General features: G+C 64.8%; 13 protein-coding genes. 6 read left to right on the top strand and 7 right to left on the bottom strand.

From position 1 onward, the window contains the following. Positions 1-166: 166 nt before the first annotated feature. From DBO85_RS14070 to DBO85_RS14060, 3 genes are all read right to left on the bottom strand, one after another. A complete protein-coding gene (locus tag DBO85_RS14070) occupies positions 167-1,420 on the bottom strand; it encodes an RNA polymerase sigma factor (protein ID WP_108107898.1) in 1,254 nt (417 codons plus the stop codon). Between the two features lie 17 nt (positions 1,421-1,437). Next, complete coding sequence (locus tag DBO85_RS14065) at positions 1,438-1,812, bottom strand: YciI family protein (RefSeq protein WP_108107897.1); 375 nt, start codon at positions 1,810-1,812, stop codon at positions 1,438-1,440. A gap of 70 nt (positions 1,813-1,882) precedes the next feature. Beyond that, entirely contained in the window at positions 1,883-2,332 is a 450-nt protein-coding gene (locus DBO85_RS14060; protein WP_108107896.1) for a YybH family protein, read from the bottom strand. A gap of 258 nt (positions 2,333-2,590) precedes the next feature. Here DBO85_RS14060 and DBO85_RS14055 point away from each other — a divergent pair, with 258 nt between their 5' ends. After that, positions 2,591-5,242: an EAL domain-containing protein gene (locus tag DBO85_RS14055; protein WP_108107895.1), complete on the top strand. Its 2,652-nt coding sequence runs from the start codon at positions 2,591-2,593 to the stop codon at positions 5,240-5,242. Positions 5,243-5,617: 375 nt separating this feature from the next. Here the strand turns inward: DBO85_RS14055 and DBO85_RS14050 are convergent, their stop codons facing one another. Together DBO85_RS14050 and DBO85_RS14045 are read right to left on the bottom strand one after the other, a co-directional pair. Further along, entirely contained in the window at positions 5,618-7,276 is a 1,659-nt protein-coding gene (locus tag DBO85_RS14050; protein WP_108107894.1) for a cation acetate symporter, read from the bottom strand. Further along, positions 7,273-7,581: a DUF485 domain-containing protein gene (locus tag DBO85_RS14045; protein WP_108107893.1), complete on the bottom strand. Its 309-nt coding sequence runs from the start codon at positions 7,579-7,581 to the stop codon at positions 7,273-7,275. Before DBO85_RS14045 ends, DBO85_RS14050 begins: the two co-directional genes overlap by 4 nt. A 239-nt stretch (positions 7,582-7,820) precedes the next feature. On the opposite strand from DBO85_RS14045, the gene DBO85_RS14040 reads away from it, so the two are divergent. From DBO85_RS14040 to DBO85_RS14025, 4 genes are all read left to right on the top strand, one after another. Further along, positions 7,821-8,045 carry a DUF2061 domain-containing protein gene (locus DBO85_RS14040; RefSeq protein ID WP_108108352.1) on the top strand — a complete coding sequence of 75 codons (225 nt, stop codon included), beginning with the start codon at positions 7,821-7,823 and terminating at the stop codon, positions 8,043-8,045. 88 nt (positions 8,046-8,133) lie between these two features. Further along, positions 8,134-8,706, top strand: coding sequence for a hypothetical protein (locus tag DBO85_RS14035; protein ID WP_108107892.1), 573 nt, complete (start codon positions 8,134-8,136; stop codon positions 8,704-8,706). A gap of 300 nt (positions 8,707-9,006) precedes the next feature. Further along, entirely contained in the window at positions 9,007-10,302 is a 1,296-nt protein-coding gene (locus DBO85_RS14030; RefSeq protein WP_108108350.1) for an alpha/beta fold hydrolase family protein, read from the top strand. A 34-nt stretch (positions 10,303-10,336) separates the two neighbouring features. Next, on the top strand, positions 10,337-11,089 hold the full coding sequence (locus tag DBO85_RS14025) for an MlaA family lipoprotein (RefSeq protein ID WP_233356627.1): 753 nt from the start codon (positions 10,337-10,339) through the stop codon (positions 11,087-11,089). Between the two features lie 38 nt (positions 11,090-11,127). Here DBO85_RS14025 and DBO85_RS14020 read toward each other — a convergent pair whose 3' ends face one another. Both DBO85_RS14020 and DBO85_RS14015 read right to left on the bottom strand, forming a co-directional pair. Beyond that, positions 11,128-12,348: a patatin-like phospholipase family protein gene (locus DBO85_RS14020; RefSeq protein WP_108107891.1), complete on the bottom strand. Its 1,221-nt coding sequence runs from the start codon at positions 12,346-12,348 to the stop codon at positions 11,128-11,130. A 10-nt stretch (positions 12,349-12,358) separates the two neighbouring features. Continuing rightward, a complete protein-coding gene (locus DBO85_RS14015) occupies positions 12,359-13,288 on the bottom strand; it encodes a lipid A biosynthesis lauroyl acyltransferase (protein WP_108107890.1) in 930 nt (309 codons plus the stop codon). A gap of 136 nt (positions 13,289-13,424) precedes the next feature. Between DBO85_RS14015 and minC the strand changes: the two genes are divergently transcribed. After that, positions 13,425-14,153 carry a septum site-determining protein MinC gene (gene minC / locus DBO85_RS14010; RefSeq protein WP_108107889.1) on the top strand — a complete coding sequence of 243 codons (729 nt, stop codon included), beginning with the start codon at positions 13,425-13,427 and terminating at the stop codon, positions 14,151-14,153. Positions 14,154-14,198 lie beyond the last annotated feature (45 nt).

The raw sequence follows: 14,198 nt of genomic DNA, 5'->3' as shown, positions 1-14,198 counted from the left end.
CTTTGCGCCGAATGGGACGACACCACCCAGACAACCGCCGACTCTGCGCCGCGAAGAGGGTGGACTACGCCTGCGGCTAATCCACCCTACGGAACGACGCCGCGCCGCGTAGGGCGCAATAAGCAAAGTGCATCGCGCCGACGGCCCCATGAAACCGCCAGCCCGATCAGACACCCACCAGGCAATCGAGCGACTCGATGCGCCGCTGCAGCAGGCGTCGCTGGGGCTCGGCCAGGGGCAGTCCGAGGGCCGCCAGGTAGCCTTCACGCGCCTCGTCCAGGCGGTCGAGCTTGCGGCAGAGTTCGGCGCGGGCGATCAGCGCCGGCGGATAGTCCAGCAGTTCGCCCCGCTCGCGCAGGCGTTCGAGTACCGCCAGCCCGGCCTGGGGCCCGTCGCGCATTGCCAGGGCAACCGCGCGGTTGAGCGCTACCACCGGCGACGGCGCCATGCGCAGCAGTACATCGTAGAGACCGACGATCTGTGCCCAGTCGGTTTGCCCAGCACTCGGCGCTTCGGCATGCACCGCAGCAATCGCCGCCTGCAGCGTGTAGACGCCGAATCGCCGGCTGCGCAGCGCCTGCTCGACCAGTGCGCCACCCTCGGCAATCAGCGCCTGGTCCCACAGCGAGCGATCCTGCTCATCCAGCAGGACCAGTTCGCCCTCCTGGTCCGCCCGCGCCGCATGTCGCGACTCGTGCAACAACATCAGCGCCAGCAATCCCATCACTTCGGCGTCCGGCAGCAATTCGAGCAGCAGCCGCGCCAGGCGGATCGCCTCGGCGCACAGATCCGCACGCGTCAACGCCTCGCCACTGGCCGCGGCATAGCCTTCGTTGAAGATCAGGTAGATCACCTGCAGAACGCTATCCAGGCGTTCCGGCAGTTCGGCAAGACCCGGCACTTCGTAGGGAATGCGTGCGGTGCGGATCTTTGCCTTGGCGCGGACGATGCGCTGCGCCATGGTCTGGCTGCGCAGCAGGAAGGCACGGGCAATCTCCTCGGTACTCAGGTCGCAGACCTCGCGCAGGGTCAATGCCACGCGCGCCTCAGCGGCCAACGCCGGGTGGCAGCAGGTGAAGATCAGCCGCAGGCGATCGTCTTCCAGCACCTCGGTCGAGAAATCATCCTCGACGGTGGCTGCGAGCAGCGCCAGCTGGCCGGCATCGGAGCGGTCGAAGCGCGCCCGGCGGCGCAGCGCGTCGATCGCCTTGAAGCGCCCGGTGGAAACCAGCCAGGCGCGCGGACTGGCTGGCAGCCCATCATTCGGCCAGCTCTGCAGGGCCGCGCAGAACGCATCCTGCAGCGCTTCCTCGGCCAGGTCGAAATCGCCGAGCAGGCGAATCAGGGTCGCCAACACACGCCGCGACTCGTGGCGGTAGATCGCCTCGATCGCAACGCTGTCCGGAGGCGACCCGCTCATCGAGCCTGGCCTTCCACTCAGGCTGACACCTGCGTGCCCGACGGTTGCTCCACGTCCAGCTCACGCACCGGACGTACCTCGATGCTGCCAACGCGGGCCGGCGGAATCCGCGAGCCGATCTGGATCGCCTCGTTCAGGTCGCGCGCCTCGATCAGGTAGAAGCCGGCCAGCTGTTCCTTGGTTTCGGCAAAGGGTCCGTCGGTGATCGACAGCTGGCCCCCGCGCACGCGCAAGGTGGTGGCGCTGCTCACCGGCTGCAGCGCCTGCGCGGCCACCAGTCGGCCGCTGTTCTGCACCGACTCGGCAAAGGCGTGACATTCCTCGTCCTGCGGGCTGTCCGGCAGGCTGTGCAGCAGCGCTTCGTCGCAGTAGACCAGGCAGAGATATTTCATTGCAGACTCCAGCGGGCCAGGCCCGACATCTGGTTGGGGCAGGAACCGGCGCAAAGGCCGGTTCGCCAGCTCAGGGTTGCAGGTCGAACAGGGTCTTGCCAGTTTCCATATCGCAGGGTGCCGACCAGTGCTCATGCACCACCCGCCAGCCCTCGGCGCCGCGGCGGTAGCAGGCGCTGGCGCGCATCCAGCAGACCTGCGGTTCGCTGCCATCGGTGCTTGGCGGACCGCACCGCACCAGCCAGTGGGCGAAGCCCAGATCGCCCTGGGCCTGCACGGCGACCTCATGCAGCTCGAACACGCCCTCACCGGGGCAGTGCTCCATGCACGCGCGCCAGTGCGCGGCGTAGCTGTCCAGGCCCTTGAACTGCAACTGGCCGATCGCATCGAAGGCGACCACCTCCTTGGCATAGATGGCGAGGATCTGCTCGATGTCCTGGCGCTTTACCGCCTGACTCCAGGTAGAGATGAGCTGGCGCAGCTCCTGCTCGGCTGCACTGTCGTTCACTTGCGTTTTCATGGTTGCCTCCAGGGGGGGAGTATCGGTTGGGTCGAATGCTGCAGACCCGCCGCTGCACGGCCGGTTCTGTCATCTGGTCGAATGACGCCGCCGGCAATCGACAACCGTTCGTCGCCCTATATATTCCGGCCAGCCCGGTCAAATCGGGAGATGTGCCGCAGATCAGCAACGGCCGCATGCCTGTGCGATACTCTGGCCAGTAGCCACTATCGGCCTGGAGCACGCACGGATCGCTGCCACCGCCAAGCGACGCTCTCGATGACCCATGCTCTGATCGAAAACGCCCTACTGCTGTTCAGCCTCTGCTGGCTGCTGACTTTCAACAAATCTCTCTGGCAACGAAGCGCCTGCAACCGCGGCAAGCTCTTCGCCGGGCTGTGGTTCGGCGTGGCCTGCGTGATCGGCATGAGCCGTCCGCTGGAGCTCGCTCCCGGCCTGATCTTCGACGCACGCAGCGTGGTGCTGAGCATGGCGGCGCTGTTCGGCGGGACGCTGGTCGGCGGGCTGGCTGCATTGATAGCAGGCGCGTACCGCGTATGGATCGGCGGCAGCGGCGTCTTCGTCGGCATCGGTAGCGTGATCCTGCCGGTTCTGTTCGGTCTGGCCTACCGCCACCTTTTTCTCTCCGGGCATCTGCGTATCGGCGTCTGGCAACTGCTCGGCTTCGGCCTGGTTCTGCATGTGGCGATATTGAGCATTCAGCTGCTGCTGCCGGGGCGCCTGGGCCCGTTCGTGCTGGAACAGGTGGCATTGCCGCTGCTGCTGTTCTTTCCATTGGTGGTCGCGGCCCTCGGCCTGCTGCTGGATGACATGCGCCGCCGCGCCGAGACCCTGCGTGCCCTGCATCTGAGCGAAGCGCGCCATCGTGCCATCACCCAGTCCATCCCCGACCTGCTGGCGGTACTCGACTTGGACGGACGCATCCTCGAATTCTCCTCCGGCGATCCGCAACTGACGTCAGCCAAGCTGGAAGGCCGGCACCTGGAAGATCTGCTCGGTGACAAGGAAGCGGCGCGCATCCGCGACTACCTGCAACTGGCGCTGGAGCATCGTCAGCCGCCGCTGGTGGAGTACCGCTTGCAGACAGCCCTGGGCGAGCGCGTTTACGAGGGCCGAGCCAGACGCCTGGAGCGCGACATCGATGGCCGCCCGGCGATCCTCTGGCTGGGCCGCGACATCACCGAGCGCAAGCAGTTCGAGCTGGAAAAGCGCATCGCTGCGATCGCCTTCGAATCGCAGCAGGGCATGTTCGTCACCGATGCGCAGACCCGCATCCTGCGGGTGAACAAGGCCTTTACCGCCATCACCGGCTACCAGCCCGAAGACGTGCTCGGCCAGCAGGCCGGCATCCTCGGCTCGGGCCGCCAGGACGCCACTTTCTATCAGCAGATGTGGCATGCGATTCAGGAGCACGAAAGCTGGCAGGGCGAGATCTGGAACCGGCGCAAGAACGGCGAGATCTTCCCCGAGTGGCTGTCGATCAGCGCGGTGCGCGACGATCAAGGACAGATCAGCCATTACGTCGCCGCGCTCACCGATATCACCGAGCGGCGCGCGGCAGACGAACGCATCCGCACCCTGGCCTTCTACGACCCGCTGACCGGGCTGCCCAACCGCCGCCTGCTGCTCGACCGGCTGCAGCAGGCGATCTTCGCCGCCGAACGCCTGGCGCATTGCAGCGCACTGATGTTCATCGATCTGGACGGCTTCAAGAACATCAACGACCTGCACGGCCACCAGACCGGTGACCTGCTGCTGCAGGCCGCAGCGACGCGTCTGCAGGAACAGGTCAGAACCAGCGACACGGTCGCGCGCCTGGGTGGCGACGAGTTCGTGGTGATGCTGGAGAACCTGGCGCAGCAGCCCGACGAAGCCGCAGACCAGGCAGAGAAGCTGGGCAAGAAGATCCTCGCGGCAATGGACGCCCCCTACCGCATCGGCGCCCTGCAACTGCACAGCAGCGCCAGCATCGGCGTGGTGCTGTTCAGCGATGCCAGCGCCGAGGTCGAAGAGCTGCTGACCCGCGCCGACATATCCATGTACGAAGCCAAGAGTGCCGGCAAGAACGCACTGCGCTTCTTCGACGCCGGCATGCAGCAACTGGTCAGCGAGCGGATGCGCCTGGAGGCGGACATCTTCGACGGGCTGGCACGCGAGGAATTCACCCTGCACATCCAGCCGCAGATGGACGAGGACCTCGGCCTGGTCGGCGGCGAAGCCCTGCTGCGTTGGCAGCACCCGCAACGGGGCCTGCTGGCGCCCGAACAGTTCCTCGAATCGGCGCGCCGCGCACGGCTGATCCAGCGTCTGGACCTGCATATACTGGAGCAGGCCTGCCGCCAGCTTGCGCTCTGGTCCGAGGATCCGCGCCTGGCCGGCCTGAGTTTGTCGGTCAACCTGAGCGCCGCATCGCTGTACCGCGACGACTTCGTCGACACCCTCCTGGGGATGCTCGAGCGGCACCACGCGCAGCCGGTCCGACTGTGTCTGGAGCTGACCGAAACCCTGCTGCTCGACGACATCGGTAGCGCCTGCGAACGAATGGAGCGCCTGCGCGCCAGGGGCGTGCGTTTCTCGATCGACGACTTCGGTACCGGCTACTCGTCGATCTTCTACCTGCAGCGCCTGCCACTGGACCAGTTGAAGATCGATCAGTCGTTCATCGATCACCTGGTCGACAGCCCCGCCAGCCTGGCCATCACCCGCACCATAGGCGCGCTGGCGCAGAGCCTGCAGTTGCAGGTGATCGCCGAAGGGGTAGAAACCCGGGCACAGCACGCGCTGCTGCTGAACAACGGCTGCCGTCGCTTCCAGGGCCACCTGTTCGGCCGGCCGATGCCGGTTACCGAGTTCGAGCGCTACTGCGAGGAGCATCTGCCCGGAGGGCATGACGATCAGCGACGTGGGTGACCCGTCGCTGCACGCTGGCTGCGAGTCGCCTGAAGCATCCCTCACCCGCCTTCGGCACCCTCTCCCGATGGAGAGGGAAAGCGGTGTGTGCTCAAGCTCTGCATGACAACCACCGCAAACCATCACCCCGCAGCCGGATAAGGAAAACCGCGGCTGCACGCCGGCTGGTCTCGACCCTAGGGTCGATGGCGCTTTCCCCATCCACCAGACAATCCCCGGTGGATGAACAAGGCGTCATCCACCCTACGGATGGAGACCCTGCACACCGAGGCTTCCCTCACCCGCTTCCGGCACCCTCTCCCCACGGAGAAGGAAAAAGCAGCAAAAAAAATGGCAGCCCGAAGGCTGCCCAAGGTTCACGCAGAGAGTCGTCGATCAGTGCGCCACCGCACCGCTGGCCCCCAGGCCGGTCTGCGAGCGGACGAACTGCGGCAGGAACAGCGCGCGCTCGCTGGCTGCGGCACTGGACTTGTCGGTGATGGAGAACAGCCAGATACCACTGAACGCCACCAGCATCGAGAACAGCGCAGGGTATTCGTAGGGGAAGATCGCCTCGGCATGGCCGAGCACCTGCACCCATACGGTCGGCCCCAGGATCATCAGCACCACCGCGGTCAGCAGGCCCAACGACCCGCCGATCAGCGCACCGCGGGTGGTCAGTTTCTTCCAGTACATCGAAAGGAACAGCACCGGGAAGTTGCAGCTGGCGGCGATCGAGAACGCCAGGCCGACCATGAAGGCGATGTTCTGCTTCTCGAAGGCGATTCCGAGGAAGATCGCCAGGATGCCCAGGGCGATGGTGGTGATCCGTGACACGCGCATCTCCTCCTTGTCGTTGGCCTTGCCCTTCTTGATCACGCTGGCGTAGAGGTCATGCGACACCGCCGAGGCACCGGCCAGGGTCAGGCCAGCGACCACCGCGAGGATGGTGGCGAAGGCCACCGCCGAGATGAAGCCGAGGAACAGGTTGCCGCCCACCGCATTGGCCAGGTGCACCGCGGCCATGTTGGTGCCGCCGATCAGACCGCCGGTGGCGTCCTTGAAGTCGGGGTTGGTGCTGACCAGCAGGATCGCGCCGAAGCCGATGATGAAGGTCAGGATGTAGAAGTAGCCGATGAAGCCGGTGGCGTAGAACACGCTCTTGCGGGCTTCCTTGGCGTCGGAGACGGTGAAGAAGCGCATCAGGATATGCGGCAGGCCGGCGGTGCCGAACATCAGCGCAAGACCGAGCGAGATCGCCGACACCGGGTCCTTGACCAGGCCGCCGGGGCTCATGATCGCCTCGCCCTTGGGATGCACGGCGATGGCTTCGCTGAACAGGCGGGCGAAGTCGAAGTCGACGTGCTTCATCACCATGATGGCCATGAAGCTGGCGCCGGAGAGCAGCATCACCGCCTTGATGATCTGTACCCAGGTGGTGGCAAGCATGCCGCCGAAGAGCACATAGAGCATCATCAGGATGCCCACCAGCACCACCGCCACCAGGTAGTCGAGGCCGAACAGCAGCTGGATCAGCTTGCCGGCACCGACCATCTGCGCGATCAGGTAGAAGGCCACCACCACCAGCGAGCCGCAGGCGGAGAGAATGCGGATTTCCTTCTGCCCGAGACGATAGGAGGCGACGTCGGCGAAGGTGTACTTGCCCAGGTTGCGCAGGCGCTCGGCGATCAGGAAGAGGATCACCGGCCAGCCGACCAGAAAGCCGATCGAGTAGATCAGGCCGTCGTAGCCGGAGGTGAACACCAGCGCGGAAATGCCCAGGAAGGACGCCGCCGACATGTAGTCACCGGCGATGGCCAGGCCATTCTGGAAACCGGTGATGCTGCCGCCGGCGGTGTAGAAGTCGGAGGTCGAGGTGTTGCGCTTGGACGCCCAGTAGGTGATGTAGAGCGTGCCGCCGACGAAAGCGAGGAACATCAGGATGGCTGAGACGTTGAGCGGCTGGCGCTGCACCTCGCCTTCCAGGGCACCGGCGGCCCAGAGAGCCGGGGCGACCAGCAACAGCGCGCAGGCTGCAAGAATGCGGCGGATCATTTCTGCACCTCTTTCAGCACGGCCGAAGTCAGGCGGTCGAATTCGCCGTTGGCGCGGACCACGTACACACCGGTGAGCAGGAAGGCAGAAAGGATCAGTCCCACGCCCAGGGGAATGCCCCAGGTGATCGAGCTGTCGCCGATACGCGTGCCGAGCAGCGCAGGCTCGAAGGCGATCAGCAGGATGAAGCCGACATAGAGCCCCAGCACCACAGCGGATAGGCCCCAGGCAAAACGGTCGCGCTTGCTCACCAGTTCCTGGAAGCGGGGATTCTTCTGGATGAGCGCATAAGTCTGGTCGTGCATTTTATTGTCCTCCTCAGCAGGTTCGCTGGTGGAGGCACTCTAAGCTCGGCCGGACTTACTCCCAGACGACCTTAGTCGTACTCGCGACCTAAGTCGTAGGCCTCTGCGACGCCACTTTGCGCTCGCCCCAGGGGGCATAGCCGGACCCTATGGCGGCCATCGCCAGACTGCATTTCCCCATCCGCGCCGGCGCAGCCATCCTGACGGCGAATGCAAAACATTCTCAGGTGGACGCAATCATGACCAAGACCCTTACCTTCACCCTCATGCACTTCTGCATCGCCTTCTCGGTCGCCTATCTGTTGACCGGCAGCGTCGCGGTCGGCGGGCTGGTGGCCGCGATCGAACCGCTGGTGAACTCGGTCGGCTTCTACCTCCATGAGCGCATCTGGCAGCGCATCGAGCAGCCGAAAGCAGCCGACTCAAAGCGCCCCGCGCATGCCTGGCTGCACCACCAGGCTTGAGTCCGTAGGCAAAGCGCAGCGGCGCTGCTAAGGTCTGCTGCCCTTTCGCACACGGTCGCGAAACGGCACCCGACCCCAGACTCTCGCCATGACTGCACAACGCCTGCTGTACCTCGTCGCACTGCTGCTCGGCCTGTGGCTGATCTGGCCACTTTTCTCGCCCGCCCCGCACGCGCCGAGCAGCAGCGGCGATCTGGCGACTGGCAGTCTGCGCGTCGAAGACCATCGCGTCACCGCGCTGGAAACCCTCAGCATCGAGGCGCGGGTGCTGGGGCGCGAGGACTATCGTTTCGACCGCGGCGCACGCATCTCGCCTACCGACCTTGCGCTGGGCTGGGGGCCGATGGCCGACCCGCAACTGCTTCGCCAGATCGACATCCGCCAGAGCAATCGCTGGTACTACTGGCGCACCGAAACCTTCCCGATACCCCGCCGCGAGATCGAGCGTCACAGCGCCAACATGCACCTGATCCCGGCCAACCCCGAGGTAGCTCGAGTACTCGGCCAGGTCCGACCTGGACAACTGCTCCGTCTCTCTGGCCAACTGGTTCGGGTCGACGGCGACGACGGCTTTCGCTGGGTCAGCTCGCTCAGCCGCGAAGATACCGGCAACGGCGCCTGCGAGCTGATCTGGGTCGAACAGCTGCAGATACTCGACTGAGCCGATATCGCCGGCCATGAGCAACACCGGGACTTTCTCCGCGGACGGTATTCGACCTGTTCATTTGTCAGCGCAAGCCCCATTCTTGCAGCCGCAGCCGGCAAACCAACCCGGCTCGCCAGCGTTCTTCACGCTCTTGCACTCCTTGAAACAAAGCCAAACGCCAGCATGGCACCCGGAACGCTCGTTGCGGTCATAGCAAACTGAGCGAAGCGGTCGATTGCCACGCAAGTGCGAAGCGCGCGGCGCCAACGGCTTGCCAGACACACTGGAAACACCTTTCACGACAGGGACATGCACATGCGCCTCCTCCTTTGCCTGCTCGCCCCGCTCTGCCTGCTTGGCAGTGCGACACTGCACGCAGCGACACAGCCACCCGAGCCTTACGAATTCCCCCTGCTGAATCCGTTCGAAGCCACCATTGCCACCACCCCGCTGGAACTACGTCCGCAGCTGCCGGAAGACGACGAAATCGATCAGCGCGACTACCGCGTGCGCCTGCGGCCGGAGCGCGAGTTCCTCATCCCGGACAATTTCTGGGCGGTCAACCGCATGGGTTACCGCCTGGCCCGGCAGAAGGACGAGGCGCCACTGATCTTCATCATCGCCGGCACCGGCGCGCACTATTCGGCCAGTCATTCGGAGTATCTCAAGCGCCTGTTCTACGGCGCCGGCTTCCATGTCGTGCAGCTGTCTTCACCGACCAGCTACGACTTCATGGCCGCCGCCTCGCGGCATGCCACGCCCGGTCTGTCGCGTGAGGATGCTGACGATCTGTACCGCGCCATGCAGGCGATTCGCGCCAACCATCCTGAGCTTGAGATCAGCGAGTACCACCTCACCGGGTACAGCCTCGGCGCACTGCATGCAGCCTTCGTCAGCCAGCTCGACCAGACCCGACGCAGCTTCGATTTCAAGCGCGTGCTGATGCTCAATCCGCCGGTCAACCTGCATACCTCGATCAGCAACCTGGACCGCCTGGTGCAGGCCCGTGTCGATGGCGTCAACAACAGCACCAACTTCTACGAGCTGGTGCTGGGCAAACTGACCCGCTACTTCCGCCAGCATGGCTTCATCGATCTCAACGACGCCGTGCTGTTCGATTTCCAGCAGTCCCGGCAGGCACTCAGCGACGAGCAGATGGCGATGCTGATCGGCGCTTCCTTCCGCTTCTCCGCCGCCGACATCGCCTTCACCTCCGACCTGATCAACAAGCGCGGCCTGATCACCCCACCGGGCTATCCGATTCGCGAAAGCACCGTGCTGACGCCCTTCTTCAAGCGCGCGCTGCAGTGCGATTTCGAGTGCTACATGAATGAGCAGCTGGTTCCGCTCTGGCAGGTGCGCCACGAAGGCGGCGGCCTGGAACAACTGATCGAGGAAATCAGCCTGTACGCCGTCGAGGACTATCTGCGCGACAACGACAAGGTGGTGGTGATGCACAACGCCGACGACCTGATCCTCGGGCCGGGCGATCTGGGCTTTCTGCGCCGGACCCTGGGGGATCGCCTGATCCTCTACCCGAGCGGCGGGCACTGCGGCAACCTCAACTACAAGGTCAACAGCCAAGCCATGCTGGAGCTATTCCGTGACTGAACTACGCCAAAAAGGATTTGCTGCGCATCTTTGCCTGGGCCTGCTGTTCAGCGTCGCCCTGGGCAGCGCGAACGCCGCCGACGAGGTGGATGCCGACGGCTTCACCCGACCGATGCGCAATCTGGAATTCAATCCGGGCCTGGATCAGCGCGAGTTCGAGCGTGCGACCCTGGATGCGCTGAATGTCGACGACCCCTGGGAGCGCTGGAACCGACGGGTCTACCACTTCAACTACCGTGCCGACGAGTGGGTGCTGCTACCGGTGGTGCGCGGCTACCAGTACGTCACGCCGCGCTTCGTACGCACCGGCGTGGGCAACTTCTTCGACAACCTGGGTGACGTGCCCAACCTGCTCAACAGCGCGCTGCAGCTCAAGGGCAAGCGCTCGCTGCAGACCACCGGGCGCCTGCTGCTCAATACCACCATCGGTGTGGTCGGGCTGTGGGATCCGGCGACCCGCGTCGGCCTGCCACGCCAACCCGAGGACTTCGGCCAGACCCTGGGCTTCTATGGTGTCCCTGAGGGCCCCTATCTGATGCTGCCGCTGCTCGGCCCCTCGAACCTGCGCGACACCGGCGGACTGGCGGTGGATTTCATTGCCCAGGACCAGATCAACTTCCTCGGCGCCAGCCAGTTGGGCACCGATCACCCGGAACTGACCGCTCTGCGCTTGGTCGATGCGCGCTACGGCACCAACTTCCGCTACGGTCAGCTCAATTCGCCGTTCGAGTACGAGAAGATCCGCTACGTCTACACCGAAGCACGCAAGCTGCAGATCGCCGACTGAGCACAGGCGTCACAGGAGCCTGGAGCAGCGGCGTCGAATCAGGCGCCGTTGGCCAGCGACACGGGTTCGGCGAGGACCGGCTGGATCTCGGCAGGCAGACCGAGAAAGCTGCTAAGCGCCTGCTTGCGCGCCATGGCGTCCTGATAGCCCAGTTCGATCAGCTCGTTGCAGTAACCCTGTTCGAACAGCAGGTAGCTGAGCACACCGGCACCGTTGGAGCGTGTTGCCCCTGGCCCGCGCAGGAAAGTGCGCATCGAGCGCGGCAGTTCGTGCCGGTGACGTGCCGCGATCTGGTCGAGCGGCTGGCTCGGATTGATCACCAGCACGTCGACCGGCTTGAGTCCCAGGCCATTGCCCTGCAGGTGCGGCGGAACCAGGCTGCCGAGCATGTTGAGACGTTCGAGCAGCTCGATGTCGGTTTCCAGATTGTCGATGAAGGTGCTGTTGAGCATGTGTCCGCTGATCTGCGCCAGACTCGGCGGATGCCCGGTCTGATTGCGCGCCACCCGCGCGTTGGCCAGCTCACCGGTGGGGTTGCCGCTGACACCGACCACCAGCACCCGGGTCGCACCCAGGTGCAATGCCGGGCTGATCGGCGCCGACTGACGCAGGGCACCATCGCCGAAGTACTCGCGATTGACCCGCACTGGCGGGAATACCAGCGGGATGGCGGCGCTGGCCAGCAGATGCTCGAGAGTCAGCCGGGTCGGTACGCCGACGCGTCTGTGGCGGAACCAGGGATCGATGGTCGCGCGGCCCTGGTAGAAGGTCACTGCCTGCCCCGACTCGTAGCCGAACGCGGTAATGGCAACCGCGCGCAACTGGCGCATGCGCACCGCGGCAGCAATCCCGGAGAAATCCATTTCGCGTTCGAGCAGTCCGCGTAGCGGCGTATTGTCGAGCAGCGCAACCGGCAGCTCGCGGCCCAGGCCAAGCAGGCTGTGACCGACAAAACGCGACGCCTGACGCAGCAGCCGGGGCCAGTCGGAACGGTACACCTGATCAGTGCTGAACCCTTGCCAGACGGACGTCAGGCGACGGATCGCCTCGGTGAAATGCAGGGCGCCGCAAGCCAGCCCCACTGCATTGATCGCGCCGGCCGAAGTACCGACGATGACCGGAAAGGGATTGCGCGCCGCATCTGGCAGCAGATCGGCAATGGCCGACAGCACGCCAACCTGGTAGGCCGCCCGTGCGCCGCCGCCGGAAAGGATCAGGCCGGTGGTATGCGTAGCCTGCGGTGGTCCCTCTGCTGTCATGGCTTTCCTTCTATTTTTTATTCTTCTGGTAAAGCTTCGGCTCGCCGGGCGGGCGGGTCTTGAAGCGTCGATGAGCCCAGAGATACTGCTCCGGACATTGGCCAATCGCCGTTTCGATCAAACCGTTGATCCGCCGGCAGTCCTCTTCCTCGCTCGCGCCAGGAAAGTCCGTCAACGGCGGATGGATTCGCACAAGATAGCCGGAACCGTCGGCCAGGCGCATCTGCGTCATGGGTATGACCTGCGCCTTGCCCAGGCGGGCGAACTTGCTGGTAGCCGTCACGGTGGCCGCCGGAATGCCGAACAATGGCACGAAGATGCTCTGCTTGGGACCGTAATCCTGATCGGGGGCATACCAGATGGTAGCGCCGGCCCGCAGCATCTTGAGCATGCCGCGAACGTCGTCACGCTCGATGACACCCTCCAGACGCTGCTCGCGGCCTCGCCGCTGAATGAAGTCGAACACCGGGTTCTTGTGCGGCCGGTACATGCCGTAGGCACGCTGCTCCAGCCCCAGCAGTCCACCGCCCATTTCCAGGGTAGTGAAATGCAGCGCCATCAGGATCACGCCCTGCCCCTCGGCCTGAGCCTTGTGCAGGTATTCCAGGCCTTCGAAGCGACCCAGTCGGCGCAGACGCTCGGCGGGCCACCACCAGGCGATGGTCATCTCGAAGAAGGTCATGCCCATCGAGGCGAAGTTCTCGCGCAACAGGCGCGCGCGGGCCGCAGCATCCAGCTCGGGCATGCAGAGTTCGAGATTGCGCTCGGCAATTCTGCGGCGTGATCCGGCCAGACGGTAAAGCAGGCCACCTAGCAGGCGGCCGAGCGCCATCAGCACGCGGTACGGCAATAGCGTCAACAGCCACAGCAGGCCGAGGCCCAGCCATAGCAGCCAGTATCGCGGATGAAGGTAGGCGGCCTTGAAAGCGGGACTATCCATGCACAGATCCGAACTCGATGAAGGCCGGCATTCTAAGCGAGATCGCCGACCGATGGCGCACAGCCACACCGGCCTGCTTGCAGGCAGGGGAGCGGATCGCTATAAGTCGTCGCCATTCACAGCAGTTGGGCGAACCATGAGCCAAGCAGACCTACTCGATCAGGACCCCGTATTCCAGCTCAAGGGCAGCATGCTCGCGATCACCGTGCTGGAGCTGGCGCACAACGACCTGACGCGCCTCGACCAACAGCTGGCGGCGAAAGTCGCGCAGGCGCCGGGGTTCTTCAGCAACACCCCGCTGGTCCTGGCGCTGGACAAGCTGCCGAGCGGTGAAGGCAGCCTGGAGCTTGCCGAACTGATGACCCTGTGCCGCAACCACGGCCTGCGCACGCTGGCGATCCGTGCCAACCGCGAGGAAGACATCGCCGCCGCCGCGGCCCTCGACCTGCCGGTATTGCCGCCCTCCGGGGCACGCGAGCGGATCATCGAACTGGCACCCGCCGCGGCCCCGGAAAAGCCCAAAGAACCCGAGTTCCGCCCCAGCCGGGTGATCACTACACCCATCCGTGGCGGCCAGCAGATCTATGCCGCGGGGGGTGATCTGATCGTGCTGGCGCCAGTCAGTGCCGGCGCGGAACTTCTCGCCGATGGCAACATCCATGTCTACGCGCCGCTGCGCGGCCGCGCGTTGGCCGGCGTAAAGGGCAATGTTTCGGCACGGATTTTCTGCCAGCAGATGGGCGCCGAACTGCTGTCCATCGCCGGCCACTACAAGGTCGCCGAAGATCTTCGCCGCGAGCCGCTCTGGGGCGAGCCGGTACAGGTCGGTCTGACCGGGGATGTGTTGAACATCACCCGCCTTTAACGGATACTTCCGCGAATTTTCTCGCAGAGGCGCAAAGGTAGCCGA

This window comes from Pseudomonas mangrovi (genome assembly GCF_003052585.1).
GTDB classification, from domain to species: Bacteria; Pseudomonadota; Gammaproteobacteria; order Pseudomonadales; family Pseudomonadaceae; genus Aquipseudomonas; species Aquipseudomonas mangrovi.
The sequence above is the reverse complement of the archived record's forward strand: the minus strand, read 5'-3'. Positions and strand labels throughout refer to the sequence as shown.